General features: G+C 50.9%; 24 protein-coding genes and 1 pseudogene. 15 read left to right on the top strand and 10 right to left on the bottom strand.

Annotated features, from left to right (window positions below; translation table 11 throughout):
* Nucleotides 1–148: pseudogene (locus ED901_RS25645) on the bottom strand (DUF1471 domain-containing protein); the annotation flags it as partial.
* A 622-nt stretch (nucleotides 149–770) separates the two neighbouring features.
* Between ED901_RS25645 and ED901_RS18185 the strand changes: the two are divergent.
* The 6 genes from ED901_RS18185 (at nucleotide 771) to ED901_RS18160 (ending at nucleotide 6,853) form a co-directional block, all read left to right on the top strand.
* Nucleotides 771–1,301 (top strand): fimbrial protein, encoded by a 531-nt coding sequence (locus ED901_RS18185; RefSeq protein WP_122096781.1) that lies wholly within the window; start codon nucleotides 771–773, stop codon nucleotides 1,299–1,301.
* A gap of 96 nt (nucleotides 1,302–1,397) precedes the next feature.
* On the top strand, nucleotides 1,398–2,075 hold the full coding sequence (locus ED901_RS18180; protein ID WP_122096780.1) for a molecular chaperone: 678 nt from the start codon (nucleotides 1,398–1,400) through the stop codon (nucleotides 2,073–2,075).
* A 76-nt stretch (nucleotides 2,076–2,151) separates the two neighbouring features.
* Nucleotides 2,152–4,731 carry a fimbria/pilus outer membrane usher protein gene (locus ED901_RS18175; protein ID WP_122096779.1) on the top strand — a complete coding sequence of 860 codons (2,580 nt, stop codon included), beginning with the start codon at nucleotides 2,152–2,154 and terminating at the stop codon, nucleotides 4,729–4,731.
* 15 nt (nucleotides 4,732–4,746) lie between these two features.
* On the top strand, nucleotides 4,747–5,724 hold the full coding sequence (locus ED901_RS18170; protein ID WP_122096778.1) for a fimbrial protein: 978 nt from the start codon (nucleotides 4,747–4,749) through the stop codon (nucleotides 5,722–5,724).
* A gap of 72 nt (nucleotides 5,725–5,796) precedes the next feature.
* Nucleotides 5,797–6,312: a fimbrial protein gene (locus ED901_RS18165; protein ID WP_122096777.1), complete on the top strand. Its 516-nt coding sequence runs from the start codon at nucleotides 5,797–5,799 to the stop codon at nucleotides 6,310–6,312.
* A 28-nt stretch (nucleotides 6,313–6,340) separates the two neighbouring features.
* On the top strand, nucleotides 6,341–6,853 hold the full coding sequence (locus ED901_RS18160; RefSeq protein ID WP_122096776.1) for a fimbrial protein: 513 nt from the start codon (nucleotides 6,341–6,343) through the stop codon (nucleotides 6,851–6,853).
* A 98-nt stretch (nucleotides 6,854–6,951) separates the two neighbouring features.
* Here ED901_RS18160 and ED901_RS18155 read toward each other — a convergent pair whose 3' ends face one another.
* A complete protein-coding gene (locus ED901_RS18155) occupies nucleotides 6,952–7,467 on the bottom strand; it encodes a helix-turn-helix domain-containing protein (protein ID WP_240993980.1) in 516 nt (171 codons plus the stop codon).
* Between the two features lie 215 nt (nucleotides 7,468–7,682).
* Entirely contained in the window at nucleotides 7,683–8,258 is a 576-nt protein-coding gene (locus ED901_RS18150; protein WP_122096774.1) for a helix-turn-helix domain-containing protein, read from the bottom strand.
* A gap of 399 nt (nucleotides 8,259–8,657) precedes the next feature.
* Here ED901_RS18150 and ED901_RS18145 point away from each other — a divergent pair, with 399 nt between their 5' ends.
* The 3 genes from ED901_RS18145 (at nucleotide 8,658) to ED901_RS18135 (ending at nucleotide 10,271) form a co-directional block, all read left to right on the top strand.
* Nucleotides 8,658–9,296: a helix-turn-helix domain-containing protein gene (locus ED901_RS18145; protein WP_122096773.1), complete on the top strand. Its 639-nt coding sequence runs from the start codon at nucleotides 8,658–8,660 to the stop codon at nucleotides 9,294–9,296.
* 34 nt (nucleotides 9,297–9,330) lie between these two features.
* A complete protein-coding gene (locus tag ED901_RS18140) occupies nucleotides 9,331–9,945 on the top strand; it encodes a hypothetical protein (RefSeq protein WP_122096772.1) in 615 nt (204 codons plus the stop codon).
* Nucleotides 9,946–10,019: 74 nt separating this feature from the next.
* A complete protein-coding gene (locus tag ED901_RS18135) occupies nucleotides 10,020–10,271 on the top strand; it encodes a hypothetical protein (RefSeq protein WP_122096771.1) in 252 nt (83 codons plus the stop codon).
* A 212-nt stretch (nucleotides 10,272–10,483) separates the two neighbouring features.
* Here ED901_RS18135 and ED901_RS18130 read toward each other — a convergent pair whose 3' ends face one another.
* The 3 genes from ED901_RS18130 to ED901_RS18120 form a co-directional block, all read right to left on the bottom strand.
* On the bottom strand, nucleotides 10,484–12,355 hold the full coding sequence (locus ED901_RS18130; RefSeq protein WP_056779998.1) for an amidohydrolase: 1,872 nt from the start codon (nucleotides 12,353–12,355) through the stop codon (nucleotides 10,484–10,486).
* 14 nt (nucleotides 12,356–12,369) lie between these two features.
* Nucleotides 12,370–12,930 (bottom strand): antibiotic biosynthesis monooxygenase, encoded by a 561-nt coding sequence (locus ED901_RS18125; RefSeq protein ID WP_122096770.1) that lies wholly within the window; start codon nucleotides 12,928–12,930, stop codon nucleotides 12,370–12,372.
* A 112-nt stretch (nucleotides 12,931–13,042) separates the two neighbouring features.
* Entirely contained in the window at nucleotides 13,043–13,459 is a 417-nt protein-coding gene (locus tag ED901_RS18120) for a helix-turn-helix domain-containing protein (RefSeq protein WP_122096769.1), read from the bottom strand.
* 119 nt (nucleotides 13,460–13,578) lie between these two features.
* On the opposite strand from ED901_RS18120, the gene ED901_RS18115 reads away from it, so the two are divergent.
* Nucleotides 13,579–14,436, top strand: a complete 858-nt coding sequence (locus tag ED901_RS18115) for an SDR family oxidoreductase (RefSeq protein WP_122096768.1) — start codon at nucleotides 13,579–13,581, stop codon at nucleotides 14,434–14,436.
* 69 nt (nucleotides 14,437–14,505) lie between these two features.
* Here ED901_RS18115 and ED901_RS18110 read toward each other — a convergent pair whose 3' ends face one another.
* Nucleotides 14,506–14,763 (bottom strand): biofilm development regulator YmgB/AriR family protein, encoded by a 258-nt coding sequence (locus ED901_RS18110; protein ID WP_056780009.1) that lies wholly within the window; start codon nucleotides 14,761–14,763, stop codon nucleotides 14,506–14,508.
* A 953-nt stretch (nucleotides 14,764–15,716) separates the two neighbouring features.
* Between ED901_RS18110 and ED901_RS18105 the strand changes: the two genes are divergently transcribed.
* From ED901_RS18105 to msrA, 4 genes are all read left to right on the top strand, one after another.
* The gene (locus ED901_RS18105; RefSeq protein ID WP_056780012.1) at nucleotides 15,717–17,096 is read left to right on the top strand and encodes a glycoside-pentoside-hexuronide (GPH):cation symporter; all 1,380 of its coding nucleotides are present in this window, start codon (nucleotides 15,717–15,719) and stop codon (nucleotides 17,094–17,096) included.
* Complete coding sequence (locus ED901_RS18100; RefSeq protein ID WP_122096767.1) at nucleotides 17,093–19,132, top strand: TIM-barrel domain-containing protein; 2,040 nt, start codon at nucleotides 17,093–17,095, stop codon at nucleotides 19,130–19,132. The genes ED901_RS18105 and ED901_RS18100 overlap by 4 nt, the downstream gene beginning before the upstream one ends.
* A gap of 231 nt (nucleotides 19,133–19,363) precedes the next feature.
* Nucleotides 19,364–19,870: a peptide-methionine (R)-S-oxide reductase MsrB gene (gene msrB, locus ED901_RS18095; protein ID WP_056780016.1), complete on the top strand. Its 507-nt coding sequence runs from the start codon at nucleotides 19,364–19,366 to the stop codon at nucleotides 19,868–19,870.
* 18 nt (nucleotides 19,871–19,888) lie between these two features.
* On the top strand, nucleotides 19,889–20,629 hold the full coding sequence (msrA, locus tag ED901_RS18090) for a peptide-methionine (S)-S-oxide reductase MsrA (protein WP_122096766.1): 741 nt from the start codon (nucleotides 19,889–19,891) through the stop codon (nucleotides 20,627–20,629).
* A gap of 144 nt (nucleotides 20,630–20,773) precedes the next feature.
* On the opposite strand, the gene ED901_RS18085 is transcribed toward msrA, so the two are convergent.
* The 3 genes from ED901_RS18085 to ED901_RS18075 form a co-directional block, all read right to left on the bottom strand.
* A complete protein-coding gene (locus tag ED901_RS18085) occupies nucleotides 20,774–21,340 on the bottom strand; it encodes a YfaZ family outer membrane protein (protein ID WP_122096765.1) in 567 nt (188 codons plus the stop codon).
* Nucleotides 21,341–21,536: 196 nt separating this feature from the next.
* Nucleotides 21,537–22,028 (bottom strand): FidL-like protein, encoded by a 492-nt coding sequence (locus tag ED901_RS18080; protein ID WP_122096764.1) that lies wholly within the window; start codon nucleotides 22,026–22,028, stop codon nucleotides 21,537–21,539.
* Nucleotides 22,025–22,801, bottom strand: a complete 777-nt coding sequence (locus ED901_RS18075) for a helix-turn-helix domain-containing protein (RefSeq protein ID WP_122096763.1) — start codon at nucleotides 22,799–22,801, stop codon at nucleotides 22,025–22,027. Before ED901_RS18075 ends, ED901_RS18080 begins: the two co-directional genes overlap by 4 nt.
* A 311-nt stretch (nucleotides 22,802–23,112) precedes the next feature.
* Between ED901_RS18075 and ED901_RS18070 the strand changes: the two genes are divergently transcribed.
* Nucleotides 23,113–24,222 carry an HD-GYP domain-containing protein gene (locus ED901_RS18070; protein WP_122096762.1) on the top strand — a complete coding sequence of 370 codons (1,110 nt, stop codon included), beginning with the start codon at nucleotides 23,113–23,115 and terminating at the stop codon, nucleotides 24,220–24,222.
* Nucleotides 24,223–24,426: the final 204 nt, after the last annotated feature.

Genomic DNA, 24,426 nt, shown 5'->3' with positions numbered 1-24,426 from the left:
CCTGCCCGCCACTTTGTGACACGGTGATGTTGCTAATTTTTACCAGTTTGAAGTGAGTGACCTCTTCTTTAGAGACTTGGTCAGCTGCTAATGCACTGAATGAAAAGGCAGTGATAAGCAGAGAGGCAGCTAAAATGATTTTTTTCATTTACATCATCCTTTTTAGAGGTAAGAGTTTGCTTCACGCTGATTAAGTTTAGACCGGATTTTCACCTGTCACCAAAACATGCACGGATTTTACGGCACAAAGCCGGGGAGGCTTGTGCCGTCAGAACGGATCCGGGTGAAAAGACGGGCAGCGCGGAGATGATGTCATCAGGCACCGGCGCCCGGTGCTGTTTACCCTGGTTTAATTCCCCGTACTCAAAACCCCTGATATTATCTTTTGAATATTGAAAAATAACGCCTTTCTGTGAAACTATATGAACGCCACTTACCTCCCCGCTATATAAATTAATACCCGCAGTCCAAAAAAGAATTAAGTGTATTTATATGAATAAAATAATCATTGAGCAAACTTATCCAGTTGTAGATAATGCGCCTCAGAAGATAAGGGCAAGCAGTATAGTGAGAAACAGTATTTCGCAAAAGTTAAATTAACTCCCGCGACAATATATGAATCTTTCATCTCTTCACCTTCTCTTAAATCGTGTAATAACAATCGCCAAATGGAAACGCCATGTGCATGGCTATTAATAATGAATTTTATTAATGGTATTCACTTAAATGTTTTAACACTGGCAATCATTTTATTTAAAAGGAATCTTGTAATGAAAAAGAATTTAATCGCTGCTGGTATCGTTGCTGTCTCTATCCTGTCTGCTGCTTCAGCTGTTTCTGCTGCTGATGGTCAGGTTAACTTCAAAGGCGAGATCATCGATTCTGCTTGTGTGGTTGCTAACACTCCGGCTTCTCCGCTGGACGTGACTCTGGGTCAGGTTTCTAAAACTTCTTTCTCTGCTGCGGGTGACACTGCTGCTGCGACTAAGTTTACCCTGAAACTGAGCAGCTGCCCGGCAACTGTGACTAAAGCGTCTGTTAAATTCGACGGTACTGCAGCAGGCGGCGACAACAGTGTTCTGGCGCTGACCAAAGACACTGGCGTTGCAACAGGTGTAGGTATCCAGCTGATGGATTCTTCTAACACTGTTCTGCCACTGGCAACTGCTTCTGCTTCTTACCCGCTGGTTTCTACTGGTGTTAACAACCTGGACTTCACTGCGCGTTACGTTTCTACCGCTGCAACCGTTACCGCAGGTCCGGCTAACTCCGTAGCTAACTTTACTGTTGTATATAACTAAGTTATTTGCCCGTCATTAACGGATAAATAAATAAGTAATCGGGTTGGCGTATAAACATACAACAACCCGCTTTTTTTAATCAAGTGGAAATAAAAAATGAAATTTGTTCCTGGATTATTAGCCCTGAGTCTGATTTTTACCGCGAGTTTTGCGCAGGCGGGTGTGGTGGTCGGTGGAACCCGACTTATTTATGACGGCGCGAAAAAGGAGTCTTCACTGAACGTCAATAACCCGGATAAGGTCCCTTATTTGATTCAATCCTGGATTGAAACGACCGGCGGTGGCGTTGAGAAAGCCCCCTTTGTGATCACGCCACCCTTATTCCGTTTAGATGGTGATCAAAATAACGTACTGCGCGTGGTGCGTGCTGGCGGCAATATTCCGTCCAATCAGGAAACGCTGTACTGGATGAATATTAAATCCATCCCCTCTTCGGTTAAAGAAGAAGGAAAGAATACCCTGCAGGTGGCAGTGAAAACCCGAATTAAACTGATTTACCGCCCTGAAGGGTTAAAAGGCGTGCCTGAAGAGGTTGCACAGAACCTGAAATGGCAGCGCAACGGTAATCAGCTGCAGGTCACTAACCCGACACCTTTTTATATGAATTTCCAGCAGGTCACCCTGAACGGTAAAGAAGTCGATTCTGCAACCTATGTGGCTCCCAACAGCAGCGCCAGCTTTGCCCTGCCGGGAAATATCACGGGTAACCAAATCCAGTGGAAAATCATCAGTGATTACGGCGGCATTGGCGAATCTCATTCATCAACGTTGTAACTCTACTTTTTATTCAGGGAAGACAGTGGCTTACCCGGCTCTCTGAGCCGGCCGGTAAGTGATGGAGCATCAAATAATGGGCAGCAAAAATAATACTTTGGCGCAAAAGTATGCGCCACGCGTCAGCCGGCTGGCCTGGCTGGTGGCGACCGTTCTGGGTTGCCTGACGTTTGACGCGCAGGCAAATGATTACTTTAACCCTGAGCTTTTGCAGATTGATAACCCGCAGCAGGGTGCCACCGATCTCTCGGTGTTTGAAAATAACGGCAGCCAGCTGCCGGGCACCTATCACGTGGATGTTTTCCTCAATAACGAGCAGGTCGATACGCGTGATGTGGTGTTTACCGCCGGTAAAGACAAAGACGGCAAAGCGAAACTTCAGCCCTGTCTGAGCACTGAAACGCTGGCCGCCATGGGCGTGAAGACCAAACTGTTTCCGGGGCTGGGCGGGGGTGAATGTGCTGATTTAAGCGCCATTCCTCAGGCCGACACCGAATACCGTTTCGGCGCACAACAGTTGCTGATCAGCATGCCCCAGGCGGCAGTGGCACAGGTCGCGCGTGGTTTTGTGCCACCGGAACAGTGGGACAACGGCATTACCGCTCTGTTGCTCAATTACAGCCTGACCGGCGCCAACACCTACGCCCGCACCGGTAACGCGCAGGACAGTGACAACCAGTACGCCAATTTACGGCCGGGCGTGAATATAGGGCCGTGGCGGTTACGCAATTATTCCACCTATAACCGCAGCAGTTCCGGGCAGTCGTCGTGGGATAACGTTTACACCTATGCGCAGCGCAATATTGTTGCGCTGAAAAGCCAGATGACGCTGGGCGATTCCAGTTCACCGTCTGATGTGTTTGACAGTGTGCCGTTTCGCGGCGCGCAAATCGCCTCCGATGACGACATGATCCCGGACAGCCAGAAAGGCTACGCGCCGGTGGTGCGCGGGATTGCGCGCAGTAATGCGCAGGTGATCATCCGCCAGAACGGCTACATCATTTATCAGAGCTACGTGGCACCGGGCGCATTTGAAATCACCGATATGTTCCCGACCGGCGGCAGCGGTGACTTATACGTCACCATCAAAGAAGCCGACGGCAGTGAACAGCAACTGGTCGTGCCTTTTGCTTCCCTTCCGGTTTTGCAGCGCGAAGGGCGGGTGAAATTTTCCCTGACCGGCGGGCAATACCGTTCATATGACTCGAACGTGGATAAAACCACTTTCGGCCAGGGCACCGCCATTTACGGCCTGCCGCATGGCTTCACGATTTACGGCGGCGGCCAGGCGGCCAGCGCGTATAAATCACTGGCGCTGGGGATGGGTAAAAACCTTGGCGATTTGGGCGCGGTGTCTGTTGATGCCACCCAGGCATGGTCAACCATGCAGGATCAGGCACAGACCAGCGGCCAGTCATGGCGTGCGCGTTACAGTAAGGACGTGCTGACAACCGGCACTAACTTCTCCATTGCCGGTTACCGTTATTCCACCGCAGGCTATTTCAGCCTGCAGGATGTGATGGACACCTACCGCAGCGGGCAGACGACGCCGTTGTTTGAGCGGCAGAAAAACCGCACCGAGCTTTCGGTAAACCAGAACTTGTGGGAAGGGGCCGGGTCGCTTTCCGTCAGCCTGATCAATCAGGACTACTGGAACACCGATCGTAATATGCGTTCCATTACACTCGGCTATAACAACTCCTGGGCAGGCATCAGTTACAGCCTGAACTACAGCTATAACGAGAATTCCACCGCGCAGCAGGGTGAAGGCCATAACGGTAATGTCGGCAGAATCTACGACCGCGATCAGATCCTCGGGCTGAGCGTCAGCGTTCCGCTCTCTATCTGGATGCCGCACAGTAATACTTATGCCAGTTACAATATGAGTACCAGCAAGAAAGGCAATACCACCCAAACGGCAGGGTTAAACGGCACCTTACTGGCAGATAACAATCTGAGCTGGGGCGTGCAGGAAGGCTACGGCAGCCAGGGGCAGGGTAACAGCGGTAACGTCAATGCCGATTACCGCGGGACCTACGGTGAAGTGAACGGCGGTTATTCTTACGATCACGACAACGAACGTCTGAATTACGGCCTGCAGGGCGGGCTGGTGGTGCATGAAAACGGCGTCACATTAGGTCAGCCATTGGGTGAAACCGTTGCGCTGGTGAAAGCGCCGGGTGCCGGTAACGTTGGCATCAGCAGCCAGACCGGGGTGAAAACCGACTGGCGGGGTTATGCCATCGTGCCTTACACCTCGCCGTACCGTAAGAATCAGATCCAGCTGAATACTGAAACCTTACCGGAAGACGTGGATTTAACGCTCACCAGCCAGAACGTGGTGCCAACGCGCGGCGCAGTGGTGCGGGCAAACTTTAAAGCCAACGTCGGGCAGCGGGTATTAATGACCCTGAAACGCAATGACGGCGCGCCGGTGCCCTTTGGTGCCACTGTAACCGATATATCACAGAAAGATAATCAGGCCTTTATTGTCGGCGACGACGGGCAGGTTTATTTAACCGGTCTGAATGACGAAGGGGCATTAACCGCGAAATGGGGTAATGATGCTTCGCAACAATGTCAGGTTATTTATTCTCTTTTTAAACAGGAAAAGAATAATGTCGGTATTCAGACTGCGATTGGACAATGCCAATAAGGAATATTTTAGAAAATGAAATTTTTATTTTTAATGTTCACAAATATTTTATTGATACTTGGTAGCATATCTCCAACACAAGCCGCTTGTACAAGTTATCTGCCAATTGGCCAGCCGGGTTATGATATTAATCCAATTTCGAAAACTGTAACATTACCTGCTATTAATGTGCAAAAAAACACCCCGGTAGGATCCGTTGTAGCCACAACATCTGTCGATGCAAGAAACTCTGGGTACGTAGGTTTTTGTCCCAGATCTGGTGGTTATGTATATTACAACATGACTTATCTAGGAGGCGTTACCACAGGAATAAGTAATGTATATAAAACAAATGTTACTGGTATTGGGATTAGAGCTCAAGAGATGACCTATTTTAATAATCCTGCAGGTAAGTATAATACTTATGCGTTGATAAGTGGCGGTCCGTGGACTATGAATTATTTTACTGTTGATTTAGTGGTGACTGGGCCAGTAAGCCCCGGTGTGATAAAAAAAGGTGAAATTGGTTACGTATCTTTTGATGGGACGCCGAGTGTGAAGTCTGCCACATTGACTTTAGGATCGGACGTGGCTGCAACATCAACGGGTTGCTCTCTTAAAACGCAAAGCATTAATATTAAATTAGATGATATTTCTGATGCTGAACTTGTTTCGGTCGGGACTACCGCGAAACTTAAGAATTTTGATATAGGTCTTGATTGCGAAGCGAACGCGCGGGTCAATGTCAAGCTAACAGGAACTCAAAATCCGGATACTACAGCAGCCGGCGTATTGAAATTAACCAACGCAGGAAGTGCAGGGGTGGCAAAAGGTGTTGGTATTCAAATGCTTTATGATAATAAACCGATGACGGTTAATCAGAATGTATTACTCAAGACTTCTGCGGGTGGGCTGGAAACGTTTACGTTCGGGGCACAATATTACCAAACTAAAGCAGCTGTTTCGGGCGGCTCAGCAAATGCTACGGCCACACTGGATATTACCTATCAGTAATGCGTCTGAATCAAATTAATAATTTGAACGGCGAAGAGTTAACTCAGGTTAACGGATAAAAGGATTGATCTTATGAAAACATTATTAAAAAAAACTGTTCTGTCTGCCTTAGTCATTGCATCGGGCATCACATCGGTTTATGCCGATCCGGTAAACATTAATATTACCGGCAACGTCATCGCCTCGCCTTGCGTGGTCAATAACAGCGTCAGCGATCTGAATGTGGATCTGGGCAAAACCATTCAGGCCGCCAGCCTGGAGGTTGCAGGCAGCGGCACCACGCCGGTGCCGTTTAATCTGGCACTGACCTCCTGCCCGGCGGGAACGGCTAACGTGAAAGTGACTTTCACCGGCACAGCAGATACCACCCAAACCACAATGTATAAAAATACCGGTACCGCCACGCCGCTGGCGGTGGAACTTTCCAGCGGTTCCACCATTTTAGGCAATAACGGCACCCTGACGCAGACCGTGCAGACCGATAAAACCGTGACCTACGCCCTGAGCGCGCGCGCCGTGACGTCAACCGGCAGCGTAACGCCGGGCAGCATCAACGCCGTGGTGCAGGCGAATTTCACCTACAACTGATCCTAACCCGACCTGAGGAGATGCCTGAATGCGCGGGCTGATAACAAAAATTTTCCTGCTGACTATAGCGGGGATCGTGAGCAGTGCCGTTCAGGCGACTGATCTGAAAATTAGCGGTAACGTGGTCGCCAGTGCCTGTACGGTAGACAGCGGGTCAGTCAGTCAGGAAATCGACTTTGAACAGTTACGCAGCACGGATTTAAAACAGGCCGGGTCTTCCACCGCCTGGAAACCTTTCAGCGTGAAACTTAACCGTTGCCCGGCCACCACCAACGTCGCGACAGTGAATTTTAGCGGCACAGCCGCAGCCGATGACGCCACGTTATTCGCCAACAGCGGCACGGCGAAGAACATCGATGTGCAACTTGCGCGCGATGCGGAGAGATCGGTGATACTCAGCAATGGCAGCAGCATGGCGGTGACGGTGGATGCCCAACACAACGCCGTCTATTATCTGGCGGCGCGGCTGCATACGGTCACGGGAGACACCGTTCCGGGGACCTTCACCTCGCAGGTGCTGATGAGCTTCACTTATCAGTGACGGGGTCAGCCTTTAAAAGAAAATATGTCGCCAGATTGTGCGTTATCTTCGCAAGAAGAAGACTGAAAAATGGCGACATGGCTGAATAAAGCAGCAAATTAATAACTCTGTGGTAAGTTTTTGATTTCTATTAACAATCCTCTGTTGATCACAATGTGCCCGCCTCGTACCAGTTCGGATAATATTTTCATCACACTGCTGCGCGAAAGCGTGGTGCGGTCAAGAATAAACTGCGCAGCGGGGGTTGTTGCCCTGACTTCGAAAGTCTCCTGGCTTAAAACCCACAGATGATTACAGACCAGCTCATAAGTGGGGACCGACGTGTTTGTCTGTAAATACACCTGGAACTCAGCGGCGTAATACATCAGAAGATAGGAAACATCCTTCCAAAGATTATGTTCCTCAATGTGCTGCAAAACGGTATCAAGAGGAAGGTAAAGGTACTCCACATCGTTTCCTGCCTGGATAAACAGTATTGATATGTCAGGTGCAAAAAGGTTGAGCCCCACCGCGCCAGGTGCGCGGATCCTGGCAACAATTAACGCGTCCCGGTTGCGTTTTGCATTGCAAAACCCCTGTGCCAGGAAAAAACACATTTTCTGATTATCTTTCATCAACTGAAAACGCTGTCCTGTCCGCGCCCTGGACATGGGGAAAGATTCAAGCAGTGAGTTAATTAAAAACTGAACGTTAACCACTGGTTTGGTGATATATATTGATGAGTTATTGGGCATCATTTCTACTTAGCAAAAAATGTATAGACTGCAAGTATAGTGGATCAGAGGGTGAATGAGAGGGCCAGATCTTTTTCCCCGACGTTGTTGACCTGTCAATGAGTAAAACGTAACAGAACGCCGTTGCGGATATCTATGCATCCCTGTTTTTTCAAGGACTCTAATTCTCTGGCGATGGTGCTTTTTGAGAGGCCGGTCAAATTTCGCAGATAACAGCTAACAGTATGAGCAAGTCTGACTTCATCACTTTCATTGTTTAACATCTCAAGTGTACTGATGATCAGATTCCGCGTTTTTTCCTTCCGTTTTTTTTCCCTTTGCCTGTTAATTAGCGTGAATATTTTTGAGAGATGAATGGCAAGCTTTTCCCAGTCGCTATTCCTGTTAATTATTTCCAGTAATATTCCTTCCGGAACCTTATACACATTTGAAGAATGCATGACTTTGACATTAATCTCACCCTCGTGGCTCAGTAACTGACTTAATCCCACCAGAACGGGTTCACGTATGGTATATAAAGGCTCCGCTGTTCTGTCAACATACACCACGCCAAGCCCTCCGGTGAAAAAGTAACAAATATACTCTTCACCCATTTTTCCCTCCAGAGTGACACCGGGTGATACTTTCAGTGGGGTAATCCGCGTTGTAATTTCCTTGATGATCATTTCCATTATTATAGCCTCCACATCTATGCAGGTACATATTATAAATTTATAGCCTTGTTGATTAAGCAAAGCAACAAAATATGTAGTGCAGCATGATGCAGATGCCCGGATAACCACGCTGATCTTTGTGATAAAGGGGGCGCCATTTTTCTGTGAGTATTATTATACTCAGAGTGTAATAAAAGACTTAAGGTGTAAAAACAAATCAAAAATACTTTGATGCATTAATTCTAGTCTTGGATAATCAGTAACCAGAGAAGGGTGATGTGCCAGTGAGATTGAGAAAAATCAGTTAAATATAAAACGTCCTGCTGACGTTAATAAAGTAAAGCGTCAGCATGAACGTAACATATTTATCAGGCTTTCACTAAAGATCAGGAAACTATTTACCAGTCGAGATAATTTATGTATGACCTCAATAAAGTCGTAGAATCTAAAGGCGCAATTTCTGAAATAGACGATATTTTTTCATCTATTGAAACTGAGTTTCCTTTAAAAAAAGGCGTCGCCAGGCAGCGGTTCAGTCTGGATCAGGATGAAAAACGGATGTGCCTTATTTTATACAGTGGAAGCTGCATTCTGAAGAGAACAAATGACTCTCTGGTTCTTTCCACCATCGTGGCACCGAATATTGTCGGGTTACAGGACGTGTTCCACTCAAAATCCGATGTGCAGATTGTGGCCAGTACGGATATTGAATACCGTTATATCAGTGTTGATGATCTCTTTTTGTATGCTGAAAACAAGCATCTGTGGAAAAGCCTGTGTTATTTTATGATGTTGTCCACCACCCGGTTCAGTGAATATCAAAGAGAAACCGTGGGGATAAGTAATTATGAGATGATATGTAACTTTCTTAAATCCCTGTGTCATGAAAGTTTTGAAGTGCGTGCAACGACGACAGCCCTCGATTATATACAAGGGCGCTGCATGCTTTCCCGCAGCGGCATACTTAAGACATTATCCACGCTGAAAGCGGGCGGGTATATCACTATTAAAAATGGTCTGCTCATTAACATAAATTCTCTGCCAAAGAGATTTTGATAAAAATGTGTGTTGACAAATACATCGGATAAATATGACTAATATACTCATCGGGAGCCAATGCACATTCTATGGCGAGTCGTTCAAAATCTTTCTCGCAGAACTGATCTATGAAAGCCAGCGTGAATTCGTCGAATACCATTCCGGATTCACCAAAAAGAATGTTAACCAGGCTGATGTGATCGTGATTGATTTGGTCTGTGGCGAGGCATCCTTTTGTATTCCGGAACTTAAATGGCGAAAACCAGGAGTCTTAATCGGAATTCTGGAGGATAAAAACCAGCACTCCCTGCCCGAGGCGTTGTTGCCACACTGCCTTAATGATGTGGTGTACCTCTACCGGAATGATTCACTGAAAGATCTCAGGTCCAAACTATTACGGGCTTTTGATAATCAACGTAATACAGAGAACTGCCAGCTTGAACCGGATTGCATTCTTTGTAACAGGGTATCTTTAACGTTACCCCAGCGAAAATTTGCGTCGCTCTGGCTTCAGGGGCAGGACACTATTGCAGTCGCAGGCAGCGTTAATCTTAATTTAAAAACGGTTTATTCTAAGAAATACGCACTGATGAAGAAATATGGTTTACAAACGGACCAGCAACTTCATTCATTCATCAATTTATTAAAAACGAAAAGTGACAGATAGGTGAGAGCGGTATGCCACCGTTTCAATGTGGCGTGACTGCACGATACCGGTTTGCACATGAAGGACACGACAGAATGAAAATCTTAAGAAATGAATACGACTTCAGATGCTGGTTTATTAAAGACTTCAGGAAACTCTCTAATTCTGATTTCCTTTATCTGTTCCCTAATGAACTGGAGCTAGAACAAATAGAAATGATGCCTGTTGACTACCCATGCATGGTGTTTGTGTTTGAAAATGAAAATATTCATGAAAAAGGAAAACCGTGTTTTGTCTATCGTGAGCAACTTGAATTATGGATTAAGGAATTACAATGCCCGGCTTAAAAATATCACTGTTCACGCTTATTCCGGTGATGTACGGAATATACACTCAGATAAGCCAGACAGGCTGAATGAGAGTGCACGCTGAAAACATCCTGCGCCCGCACCGGTATGCTTTTTTGTTGCGACGTGAGAAACGACAGGCCGGGAAAAGGGGAACCGCAAAGCCCGCAATTCAAATGAACTGCGGGCTTTTTCACATCACGGAGACACGATCAGAACGAGAAACAGGAGCAGCCGAGTGCGCCCCAGAAGGCGTTGTCATCGGATACCGGAACATCGGCCCCGCGGGCGAGGTCATGACTGTGTTTATGCACACCGCATGGCCCGACGCACTGATGCATCTGTCGGATCTGCCCGACCCGTGCCGCCCCTTCTGGCGGAGCAGAACGGTAATGCCCCGGCACACGGGTGACCGGCGACCAGTCCGGCAATACCGGGATCGCCGGTGGTGAGAGCGGCGAGAAACTGCCTGCCGCGTAAACCACTTTTCCATCGACCATGGTCAGTACCGATTCAATGCCTTTGATGCGCTCTTCCGCGACACTGAAGAAATCTTCCGATAAAACGGCCAGATCGGCCAGTTGCCCGGCTTTAATCTGCCCCTTTTTGCCCTGTTCGCTGGAGAACCAGGCGCTGCCCTGCGTCCACAGCATCAGCGCTGTTTCGCGGTCGATTCGCGCATCGTCGTCATACATTGCCATGCCGCCGACGGTGCGGCCGGACACCAGCCAGTACAGCGCGGTCCACGGATTGTAACTGGCAACGCGGGTGGCGTCCGTCCCCAGCCCGACAGGTAATCCGGCCGAGAGCATTTTCGCCACCGGCGGCGTGTGTTTTGTGGCTTCAGCGCCATAGCGCTCTGCAAAATATTCACCCTGAAACGCCATGCGATGCTGCACCGCAATGCCGCCGCCCAGCGCTTTAACGCGTTCGATATTGCGTTCAGTAATGGTTTCCGCATGGTCGAAGAACCAGTGCAAACCGTTGAACGGAATGTCGTGGTTCACTTTTTCAAATACGTCCAGCATCCGGCTGATCGACTCGTCATAGGTGGCGTGCAGCCGGAAGGGCCAGCGGTGTTCCACCAGATGGCGCACCACGCGCTCAAGTTCAATTTCAGTACCGGGCGGTAAATCCGGGCGCGGTTGCAGGAAATCTTCAAAGTCTGCGGCGGAAAACACCAACATTTCCCCCGCGCCGTTATGGCGATAAAAGTCGGTGCCCTGGCCGGGTTTCAGCATGTCGGTCCACAGTTCGAAATCTTCCAGCTCATGCTGCGGGCGCTGGGTGAACAGGTTGTAGGCGATGCGGATCGTCAGCTGTTTTTTCTGATGAAGCTCATCAATGATCTGATAATCCTCGGGATAATTCTGGAAGCCGCCGCCCGCATCAATGGCACTGGTCAGCCCGAGGCGGTTTAGCTCGCGCATAAACTGTCGGGTGGAATTCACCTGTTGCTCCAGCGGCAGTTTTGGCCCTTTTGCCAGCGTGGAATACAAAATCATGGCATTCGGTTTGGCGATGAGCATCCCGGTCGGATTGCCATTGCTGTCGCGCTGAATTTCACCGCCCGGCGGATTAGGCGTGTCTTTGGTGTAACCCACCACCTTTAGCGCCGCGCGGTTGAGCAGGGCACGGTCATATAAATGCAGAATAAAGACCGGCGTGTCGGGCGCGGCCTGATTGATTTCATCCAGCGTCGGCATCCGCCGTTCGGCAAACTGAAATTCCGTCCAGCCACCGACCACGCGAACCCACTGCGGGCTGGGCGTGCGCATTGCCTGATCTTTCAGCATTCGCAGCGCATCCGCCAGCGACGGAACACCTTCCCAGCGCAGCTCCAGATTGTAATTCAGCCCTCCGCGGATCAGGTGCAGGTGCGAGTCATTAAGGCCGGGGACCGCCGTGTGACCCTGTAAGTCCACAACCTCCGTCTGCGCATCGGCAAACTGCATCACTTCATTTTCAGTACCGACGGCCAGAAATTTACCGTCTTTTATCGCCACCGCGTTCGCCCGTGGTTTTTCACGATCGACGGTGTGGAATTGTCCATTTATCAGGATCAGGGATGCGAAACTGTTCATTGGGAAAGCTCCTGTCATTGCGCGGAAGTGCGCGTCAGCCATGAATGAAAAACTCGGGTGATAACGGGCATCCACAGGAAAACCACCAGCCCGACAACGGAAGCGTCATTCAGGATATGGCCGCCTTCGGTGCCTTTGAGGTGCGGTAAAATCTGCCCCCAGAACCAGGGCACAATGTGGGTCGACGGGTAAATGACCAGCAGGGTCAGCAGATATTGTTTCCAGCGGGCAGGGGGGCGGACGTTGGCGGCGGGCGGTGTGAACCAGAATTCGGCACCGGGGCGCACTTCGGTATTGTCGTTTTGCAGTAACAGCGGGCTGACTTCTTTTACCAGCTCTTTACGCAGCTCAGAATTATGCCAGGCGTTGAGATTTTCCAGCGTATCGAAGCGCACCAGAATGGTGTAAGGATCGCCGCTGCGGCTCGGGCGGATCACATTCACGCCCAGATGCCCGGTAAAGCTGCCGGCCTGCGGCATAATTTTATTCAACCAGGCTTCATAGAGTGCTTCGCTGGCGGGTGCGATCCTGTGAGTAATGACGAGTGTTACATGTTGCTGATGGGACTGCGGCATACATCACCTCATTGAATTAAAGAATTTAACGAATCAATGAAATGATGTTAGTTGCCGGAACGGAGCAATGATAGGCGAGAATTTTGGGGTTCTTATCAAAATATTTTGTGAATCATTCCCCGCCCACCACGCGCAGATTGCGCTGCTTCATTACGCGATGCAGATTTGATTCCAGCCAGTTAGCCAGCCCGGCAATCTGGTCTTTAACTTCGATACCCAGCGGCGTCAGCCGGTACTCCACATGCGGCGGCACCACCGGATAAGAGCGGCGGTCAATAAAGCCATCTTCTTCAAATGCCTGTAAGGTCTGGGCCAGCATCTTTTCACTGACGCCCCCCACTTTGCGGCGCAGCTCGCTAAAGCGCAGCGTCTCCTCGCTCAGGGCGATCAGCACCAGTAATCCCCAGCGGCTGGTGATATGACGCAAGATCTCCCGTGACGGGCAATTAGGATCGAGCACCTCGCCACGCCGGATTTGCTCCGTGAGCGGTAATGCGTCAGCCGACTTATCGGACGATATTATTTTCATACTTACCTTTTAGTGCGTACTTACCAAAAGAAAGTATATCGCATAGGATGTTTCAACGGCGACGCATTTCGCGCCCTTCAGAACATAAATCTCGTGTCTTACACTTTTGGAGAAACAACATGATCGCAATTACCGGTGCCACCGGCCAGTTAGGCCGCCTCGTTATCGCTGCATTGTTGAAGAAAGTTCCGGCGAATCAGATTATTGCCGCCGTGCGCAGCCCGGAAAAAGCCAAAGATCTGGCGGAGCTGGGCGTGGAGTTACGTCAGGCCGATTACAGCCAGCCAGCGACGCTCGACAGCGCGTTCAAAGGTGTTGAAAAAGTGCTGCTGATTTCTTCGAGTGAAGTCGGTCAGCGTGAAGCGCAGCACGGCGCAGTGATTGATGCGGCAAAACGCGCAGGCGTAAAACTGCTGGCCTACACCAGCCTGCTGCACGCGGACAAAAGCCCGCTGGGGCTTGGCGTTGAACACCGCGCGACCGAAAAAGCCTTAAGTGAATCAGGCGTTCCCTTCGTGCTGTTGCGTAATGGCTGGTACACGGAAAACTACGCGGCGAGCATCGCCCCGGCGCTGGCGCACAATGCCTTTATTGGTGCGGTGGGTGAAGGCCGTATCTCCTCTGCAGCGCGTGAAGATTACGCCGAAGCGGCTGCAACGGTGCTGAGCCTGGATAATCAGGCGGGCAACGTTTACGAATTGGCGGGAGATGAGGCTTACACGCTGGCAGAATTTACCGCGCAGATCGCACAACTGTCAGGTAAAAAAGTGGATTACATCAACATGACGCAGGCGGATTTCGCAAAAGCACTGACCGGTGCGGGTTTGCCGGACTGGCTGGCGGAGATGCTGGCAGATTCTGATGCAGGCGCGGCGCAGGGCGGGCTGTTTGATGATTCACATACATTGAGCAAACTGATTGGTCGCCCGACAACCCCTGCGAAAGAGGTGATTGCTGCGACGCTGAAGTCTCTCTGAGGCGCGACCGCGGTTTGTTACCATAAAGTTTACGGCCTGTTAGCATCGCTTAACAGGCCGTATTTTTATTTAAATCACATCATCCTGCGTGGACAACAAGACCAGCTCAAGCAGATTGCGGCAGGCCTGCTGATTACTGATGTTGGAATCGATTTCGATCTGGCGGATCAGACCTTCGATGATGGCTTTATTGCTTACCGGGAAGCGGCTGCACAACAGGCTGGACACCACTCTGCCCAAAATTTCCACTTCACTTAAGGTCTGGGATTCCTGCGGTTTGAAGTATTCGCTGATTTCAGTAACTGTTTGTTCTTCTTCGAGTTGCATATAGACCTCCTTAATACTTCGCATGGTAAATCATGACATGAGAAGTGTCTGTTGCGAGTGAGAAAACATAGTATTGTTTAGCAATGCTTCACAATTCGTTTCCCTGTTTCATCCCATGCCTTTTTTGCAAAAGAAAAAGGCCAGCATTAAAAAAAAGTTTTTGGAGGAGGGGAAATCCACATTCTCCTCCAAAAACCAGGCTGAATATGCCCGTAAATGACGGACTAATGATAAAGCAGGGGTGTAAAGAAGTTATACAAAGATTGCAGATTTGTACAGTTTTGGGTGAGAAATATCTTAATAACCGGTTGCTAGCAATCAAAAACAGCACGAATAGTCCTGTGTAATTAACGATCGATACATTCACAGATTGAGTTAGTTCATTTTGTAATGATCAGGTGAGTAGTGTTTTTCACGACGAGACTGAGTGAGTCTCGGTTTCTTAAATGCGGTGACAACTTCACTCACTGCGCTGCCACACGAATGAGAACGAAATACTGCCACTGGCCGCGCTCAAAAATCACGACGGAGGCGCGGTGGAAAACCGCGCGTCAGTGTGCGCGGGTTGTAACCCGTCCGGAGGGCACCGCGCAGCGGCGGGATTTTGCGGCAATAGCGAAAGCACCTGAAACATAGCCCGCGAGCGACAGCGCGCAGTTTAAAGACGCGAGAGATCCAAGAGAGGCCCGTCCTGGCCTCTTTTGGTCGGTTTCGGCGCAAAATGTTAAGCGATCACCGCACCTGAGAAACCGAAACCTGCCCGGCCAACTGTCCATCCCCCCGCGCTGCAACAGCCTCTCTCCACGATGTTACCGGTATCACAGAAGCTAAATATCGTAAGAAATTTACAACATCTCGCAATTGTGACCGGCATTTAACCTCTCTATAACAGTTCTTCAGCCCAGCGGACGGACTGACTTTTTTGTTTAACCGGACAAAAGGCAGAACGAGTTATGAGTGGAAAATTATCCGTCAAAGAGAAAGTGAGTTACGGTCTGGGGGATATGGCGAGCCATATTGGCCTGGATAATGTCATTATATTTTTAACCTTTTACTACACCGATGTGGTGGGTTTACCGGCGGTGTTTGTCGGCACCATGTTCCTGGTGGCGCGCGTCGCGGATGCGATTGTTGACCCCGCGATGGGGCTGATTGCCGACCGCACGCAGACCCGATTTGGTAAGTTCCGCCCGTATATTCTCTGGCTGGCGCTGCCTTTTGGTGCCAGTTGCCTGCTGGTGTATGCCGTGCCGGAATCCCTGACGCTGGGCGGCAAAATGGTGTATGCCAGCGTGACCTACTGCGTGATGATGCTGATGTACACCGCCATCAATATTCCTTATTGCTCGATGGGCGCGATCATTACGCCGGATAATACCCAGCGAATCTCCCTGCAATCCTATCGCTTTTTCCTCGCCACCCTGGGCGGCGCGATGTCCACCTTCCTGATGATGCCGCTGGCGGAAATGCTGGGCGGCGGCAATAAGCTTGACGGTTATTTCGGCGCGATGGCGATCATGGCCTCGGTGGCCGTGGTGATGTTCCTGCTGTGTTTTCTCAACACCAAAGAACGTATCAGCGCACCGCCGACGCATGAAAATTTCCTCTCTGATCTGCGCGATTTAGTGCGTAACGACCAGTGGCGCGTGGTCGCGGCGCTGATCTTCTTTAACATCTCCTTCGGCGTCGTGCGTCTCGGCGCGATGATGTATTACGTCACCTATTATCTCGGCAACGCCAGCTACTTTATGTGGCTGCTGGCCGCGCACATTATTGGTAAAAGCCTCGGCAGCCTGCTGGTCAAACCGCTGACCCGCAATCGCAGCAAGCTGACGGCATTCACGCTTTGCGCCATTGTGACCGGCATCCTGAGCGCGGCGATCTTCTTCGTTCCGGCGTGGATCTCCCTGCTGGTGGGCATGACGCTGCTGGTGTCCACTTTCTATCAGGTTACGACCACGCTGATGTGGGTAATGATGTCTGACGTGGTGGATTACGGTGAATACAAACAGGGCAAACGCATGGACGGCACCGTGTTCTCGACCTTGCTGGCGATCCTCAAAATGGGGATGGCGGTGAGCGGGGCGGTGGTCGGCTGGACGCTGGGCATGAGCGGTTACGTGCCGCATGCCGCCCAGCAAAATACCGCCGCGATGCTGTCGATTATTGCGCTGTTCTCGCTGGTGCCGGGCGTGTTGTCGATGTTCAGCGCGCTGTCGATGCGCTGGTACAAGCTCAATGACGCCACCATGAAACAGATCAACCAGTCCAAAATTTCTCAGGAACGCGAGCCTGAACGTCAGGCCATCTTGCATACACAGGAGTCCGCATGAGCGAATTAATCGCCGAAAAAAACCGCATCCTCTGGCATTTCGATCAGCAAACGCTGGTGATTGAACCCTGGGGCGAAAACAGTCTGCGCGTGCGCGCCACCTGCCGTCCGGCGCTGAATGATCATCTGTGGGCGCTGTTGCCGCCCTCCACACAGCCACAGGCTGACATCCGCCACGGCACCGAAACCCTCACGCTGCGCAACGGCAACATCACGGCAACGGTGAACATCAAAGGGCAACTGGCGTTTTATAACCAGCGGGGCGAGCTTATCCTCGAAGAGTTCTGGCGCCAGCGTTCGACCGTGGGGATCGGCGCGACAGAGAAGAGTCAGGATAAATACATCAGCGCGCTGAAGATGGATGCCCGCGAATTCAAAGCCATTCCCGGTGGCAAACATCAGCTCACCGTGCGTTTTGAATCGCGTCCGGATGAGAAAATCTACGGCATGGGGCAGTATCAGCAGAGTTGTCTGGATCTGAAAGGTTGCACGCTGGAACTGGCGCAGCGCAACTCGCAGGCCAGCGTGCCGTTTATGCTTTCAAGCCTCGGTTATGGTTTGCTGTGGAATAACCCGGCGATTGGCGAGGCGACGTTCGGCAAGAACATTACCCGCTGGGAAGCGCAGGTCACCGAGCAGATGGATTACTGGATAACCGCCGGTGATACGCCCGCTGACATCATGCACCAGTATGGCCGCGCGACCGGTACCGCGCCGCAGATGCCGGAATACGCCACCGGTTTCTGGCAGTGCAAACTGCGTTACCGCACCCAGCAGGAAGTGCTGGAGGTGGCGCGTGAATACAAGCGGCGCAATCTGCCGATTTCGGTGATTGTCATTGATTTCTTCCACTGGCCGAATCAGGGCACCTGGTGTTTTGATCCGGTGGACTGGCCGGATCCGAAAGCGATGGTGGCCGAGCTTAAATCCCTCGGCATCGAAACCATGGTGTCGGTGTGGCCGACGGTGGACAGCCGCACCGATAACTATAAAGAGATGAAATCCAAAGGTTATCTGGTGAATACCGATCGCGGTGTGTCAGTGAATCTGGATTTCCTCGGCAACTGTACGTTCTTCGATGCCACGCATCCCGGCGCACGTCAGTTTGTCTGGGACAAAGTGAAACAAAACTATTTCGATCTGGGCATCCGCACTTTCTGGCTGGATGAAGCCGAGCCGGAATACCGTGCGTATGATTTTGATAACTATCGCTATCACCTTGGTCCGGTGCTGGAAGTGGGGAATATCTATCCGCAGAAATTCGCCCAGGGTTTTTACGACGGATTGCAGCAGGAAGGCGAAAACGAGATCGTCAATCTGGTGCGCTGCGCCTGGGCGGGTAGCCAGCGTTACGGCGTGCTGGCGTGGTCCGGCGACATCCACTCTTCCTTCCACGCGCTGCGCAATCAGATTGCTGCTGGCCTGAACATGGGGCTGGCGGGTATTCCGTGGTGGACGACCGACATCGGTGGTTTTCAGGGCGGCAACGTCAACGATCCGGCGTTTCAGGAGTTGCTGATCCGCTGGTTCCAGTGGGGCGTGTTCTGTCCGGTGATGCGCCTGCACGGCTACCGCGAACCGCAAATTCAGCCGTCAGAACCCTGGCGTGAAGGCATAGCGCAGTGCAACAGCGGCGCGCCGAATGAAGTCTGGAGCTATGGCGAAGAGAATTATGCCCTGATGAAAAGCGGGCTATTCCTGCGTGAAAAGCTGCGTCCGTACATCAGCCGCGTCATGCAACAAGCCCACGAAAACGGCGATCCGGCAATGCGCACGATGTTCTATCAGTATCCCGCTCAGCCGGAAAGCTGGCAGGTGGAAGATCAGTATCTGCTCGGTGCAGACATACTGGTCGCGCCGATTTTGCATGCAGGCCAGCGCGAACGCGAGGTGTGGTTACCGGCGGGAGAAACCTGGGTGGCACTTAATGGCGAACGTTATGAAGGAGGAAGGGCGGTGAGTGTCGCCGCACCGATGCGTGAGATCCCGGTATTTGTGCGGGAAGGGGCTGACCCGACTGCACTGGCTATCCTGTAAACCGGACTGTAACCGTTCCGGTTTCTCAAATGCGGTGGTCGCTCAGCGTGTAACGCCAGAGGATCACCGCAGAGAAGAAACCGAAACCTTCCACTATCTGTAACTGAAAGCCGCGCCATGCCGCGGCCTCCTGCCCCGACTTATCACAAAACTGTTAACTCTCCGCGAGGATTCCGTAATCCCTCGCCCTGTACTCTGATGCCATCGACAGCAACCGCAACGGTGGCAACAATGATCAACAGACGTAATTTCTTGCTGGGCAGTGGCGCGGTATCGGCTGCTGCGGTGATGGGACTGATCCCGTCACTGTTTTCCCGCAGTGCCGACGCGCAGGCGAAATCCGCTAAATTCGACATCATGCTGACGGATGCTCAATGGCATCAGCGCCTGAACGACGATCAGTACCGCATTTTGCGCGAAGCCGGCACCGAGCGGCCTTATTCCAGCCCGCTGAACAACGAGCACCGGGCGGGGGAATTTGCCTGTGCGGGCTGCAATCTTCCTCTTTTCTCCTCAGCGACCAAATTTGACAGCCACACCGGCTGGCCGAGCTTCTGGAAACCCTTGCCCGATTCGGCGCTCACCAGCCGGGATACCTCCTTCGGCATGGTGCGTGATGAAGTCCATTGCCGCCGCTGCGGCGGGCATCTTGGTCATGTTTTCGACGACGGCCCGCAGCCGACCGGCCTGCGCTATTGCATGAACGGGCTGGCAATGACGTTCACCCCCAACGTTTAATCAGGCAGGAAGTTCACCATGAAGAAAATTACCGACAAAAGAGTGAAGTCGTTACGCAATTACAGCCTGATCGCCGGTCTGGTGCTGGCCTCTGCGTTTGTGTTTCAGAATAACGCCTGGTCATGGGGCGGAGCCGAGCCCGCCGTGGTGATCGCCGCCCCGGCAAAAGATGAACCGGCAGCCACGTCGCACAGCGAAACCGCGTTGTTTGCCGGCGGGTGTTTCTGGGGGATCCAGGGGGTGTTCCAGCATGTGAAAGGCGTCACCAGCGCGGTATCCGGATATGCCGGCGGGGCAGCAGGAACGGCAAATTATGAGGAAGTCAGCACCGGTGAAACCGGCCATGCCGAATCGGTGAAAGTGACGTTTGATCCGACACAGGTGAGCTACGGTGAGTTGCTGCATATCTTCTTTTCGGTCGGACATAACCCGACTCAGCTGAACCGTCAGGGGCCGGACACCGGCAGTCAGTACCGTTCGGCGGTGTTTCCGTTAAATGCCGCGCAGGCCGCAGTAGCAAAAGCGTACATCGCACAACTCAATGCCAGCAAAAGCTTCAGCGAACCGATGGTGACAAAAGTTGAAAACAACGCCCACTTTTATCCGGCGGAAGCCTATCACCAGAATTTCTTAAACGATAACCCGGACTATCCGTACATTGTGGTGAACGATCTGCCGAAAATTAAAGATCTGCAACAGGTGTTCCCGGCGAATTACCGCGAGCAGCCTGTGCTGGTGAACCCTGAAAGTAAGAATTGAGGCTACCGGAATGGCGGCTGACATGATTCAGAAAGGGGGAAGCCGGGGTTAACGGTATTCACAGCAAGAGCAGTCATTCTTTGAAGTAAAAAATGACTGCTCGTCTGATCATCGCGTGGACGTTTTACGTATTACGCCCTTCAATCAGAAATCCAGCTGGGCACCTAAATATGCACCATCGATAATGCGTTCGTTAGGGTTACCCGCCGTGCCGTCAATACCGACATAACGATAACCGGCTTTGAGTTTCAGCGGGCGGAACGGAACCCAGCTCAGGCCGCCATCGGCTTCAATGTAACTTTTGACACTGTTATTTAACGCGTCCGGTGCGACATAGCCTTCGCCATAAAATGCCAGGCTGTCAGTGAACGGGATCGTGATGCCGCCGCCAACCGGGAACGCAACGCCTTCGTTATCAGATGTGGTGCCCTGCAAATAAACGCTTTTTGCACCCAGATTAATCATCGCCGGGCCAACAGGAATATTAAAGCCTGCACCAATACCGCCAACCTGACGGCCATTTTTGGTGTCTTTAGCCCAGTTTCCGCTGAGGTATAAACCGGAGGTCTGACGGCCCATGCCGACATCCAGTTCGGTGAAATCACTGCCTGCTTTGGCACCCAGCTCAAGGGCCTGAGCCTGACCGGCTGCCGCCATCATCACCACTAAAGCACTTGCCGCGATGGCTGATTTAATTTTGTTGCTACGCATTTGTTTACCTAATTATGTAATGAGCAAGCTGCGGCTAACGCCGAAACTGCTTGCAGGTCGAAAGACATTTTGTCAGGGGGTATGAAACGTCAGACGACCTTGCCCATCAATTTATATCTGAAATGGCCGCATATATAGGTTTTTATAGGGATAATTATTTGCCATGCATATTTTATGCTGTGTCGGCGCGTCCGCATCAGTACGCCGCGCAGACAAATTGCGGAGAATAGGTGCTGCTGATCACGTATGCCTGGTCGCGAATCTTTTTCACGCCAATATCAATCGAGGCATTATCGCCGCTGTTTTCCAGCCACATCTGGTTAAAGTCGGAATCCGGGGTATTGCTAAGAGGTGACGCTGTCACTTTGTCAACGATAAAAAGATAAGTGTTTTTGTCGGTTTTTACGCCGTGACTGAGGTAAACCGTGCGGGCGAGGTAGGTCGATTTCCCTGCGGATGTGACGTCCCCTTCGTACTGAATAATGCCTTTATTTTTATCGTAAAACTGCACGCTTTCTATCACCGAGAAGATCAGCTGATCCTGGCCGATATCCATTTTAACCCTGGCAAACGCTTTGCATTTCAGTGGCTCGATTGCCTCCCGGGCGGGAAAGAACAGGAAGGCGGCGACTGACGCGAGAATGACGAAAGTGGCGAGATAGAATTTCGATTTCTTAATGACGATCATGGTCTGATCCACGAGTAATGATAGAAGTTGTCGCAGGAAAGAATTTCTTTCTTCTTACCTGTCGAACAGAGGGAAAGTAAGGTTCTGGCATTATTTTTCGAAGAAGAGGAAAGCTCACTGCTGTAAATAATGATGTTTTCGTTGTTACAGGTCAGATGATTCTCTTTCATCACGTGACTCACCTGTGCAACCACCTGCGTCTCTTCGTCTGCGGGGATATCTTTCAGATAGAGGATTTCACACCCGATCTCAGGCCGTCTGATTTCAGTCACGCCGTTGGTGGCATCAATGTATTCCCACACCAGCGCAGCGCCCGCGCTGGCTGCCAGCAGAAATATCAGGCCCGGCAACGCTTTTCGCCACAGAGATCTCGCGGGCGGTGGTTGCCGACTCGCCGTGATTTCAGGCTTTGTCATCACGGTGAACTTCTCTGCTGGCGCAGAAGGAAGCGCTGTGACGCTCACCGCAGTATTCAGTTTAAAGCCGACTTTTGGCAGCGTAATAATGAGTTCATTGCATTCAAAGGTTGCCAGGCTGCGCCGCAGAATGCTGACGTACTGGTTCAGATTGCTGCCCGAAGCCTGCAATCCATACTTATCCCAGACGTTTTCCAGCAGATACTCACGCGTCAGCTCATGCCCGCCGGAGGAGAGGAACTCTTCCAGCAAACGGGCGGCAGGTAAGGTTAACCTGATCACATCCTGGCTGGCGGGGTAGAACAGCGTGCCGTCATCGGTATTAAATTCTATCGTATTATCAATAAGATATTTCATCTGACCCTGTTTGATATCAGTAAAGCCCTGGTAAAACGTGTAAAAACAACCCCGTCTGAGATCCGGGTTGAAAAAGCCAGATCTTCCTCCGGTCATCCCTGCGGATGTTTTGACGGCGAATCATTTTGGTATAACACATCTGATTTTATTCGCTGTAAATTTGATTTTTAGCGAGATAAAAACCTATATATACGATGCTTTTATAATTAAATTGTCTGTCATGATAAATTACGTTTCCCTGTAGGTATCGTTCATTTATCCGCAGGCTTACGAGGTTGAAACCCTGACCGCTCCCTGCAGGGGAGTTTTTCTTGTACACCACCTTCACTCAGTTTCTGCTTGGCTTTTCTGCTGCACTTGACCTTCTGGATCCGGAAAAGGGCAATCGCGGTGCGCGCCGCGCCTGGATTGCGCTCAGTATTGCCCTTCATCGTCATCTTAGCCCACTGTCACAACGACGCGTGTTTGTCGCCGCACTGTTGCGCGAAATGGGAAGAGGGCGGCATTCCCCGGTTGACTGCCACGCACTGATTAAAAATACGGCCTTGCTGGCTGACTGCGCAGATCTGATCACCGGAGATAATCCCCATCACCCGGAAAACCGTTTGCTGGATCTGGCCGACTCGCTGGATTTACTCACCTTAAACCAGTATCCGCGCGGCTATTACCCGGCGCAGGCTATCGAAACCTTGTGTGATGCTATCGGCTTACGCTACTCCCTCGATGATGCGATTGCTCTGCGTGAACTGAGCCTGGACAGTGAGTTCTGGAAAATCCATGTTTCTGTAAAACTGCCCGAAACCCTGCAAACGCTGTCGCCGCTGCCAGACCATCACCTCAATGATGACGAGTTATTAACGCTGTCTTCGCTGCTGGCGCAGGTCATTGACAGCCACTGTCATCCGGGTTGTGCGCATTCTTTCTCCGTAGCCGGTTACAGCGCCACCTTGGCTGAGTTGTACGGATTTTCGAAAAAAGGCATAACCCGTGTCCGCATTGCAGCGATGTTGCATGATTTAGGCAAACTGGCGCTGCCTGCCGGGTTGCTTGGCAAAAAGCAGCCGCTGACAGAATTCGAAATGAGGCAGATAAAAGTACACCCTCAGTTCACCTGTAAAATCCTTTCCCGTATCGACGGTATGCACGACATCATGCAGATAGCCAGCTTCCACCATGAGCGGCCAAACGGTTCCGGCTATCCGTTTCATCTGCGTTCACCGCAGCTTGATTTAGGTCCGCGCATTATTGCCGTGGCGGACAATTACGCCGCGCTGCGTGAAAACCGTTGTTACCGCTCTGCTTTGTCGCATGAACAAAGTATGAGGATCATGCAGGAAAGCGCAAATTCCGGCTGTCTGGACGCCGGTATCGTGGAAGCTCTTGCCAGCTATATTAACGCGAAGGCATTGCCGGTGTTTTGATATTCCACAGTTAACGCATAACAACCGGATAATATGGCTCACCATTCAGGAGTAGATGTTATTTATTCATCAATAAATGGTTTTTATTTAATCACTTATTAACATGAAGGTGTAAATGAATCCTGTTATCTGGCACAGCGAAGGCTATTCACGTTGTCGGGCGGATATAGGCTGTTATATTCATGTTACTGTCCGGGTGTTATT

The organism is Rahnella sp. Larv3_ips, from assembly GCF_003697865.1.
In the GTDB taxonomy this organism is placed as follows: domain Bacteria; phylum Pseudomonadota; class Gammaproteobacteria; order Enterobacterales; family Enterobacteriaceae; genus Rahnella; species Rahnella rivi.
The sequence above is the reverse complement of the archived record's forward strand: the minus strand, read 5'-3'. Positions and strand labels throughout refer to the sequence as shown.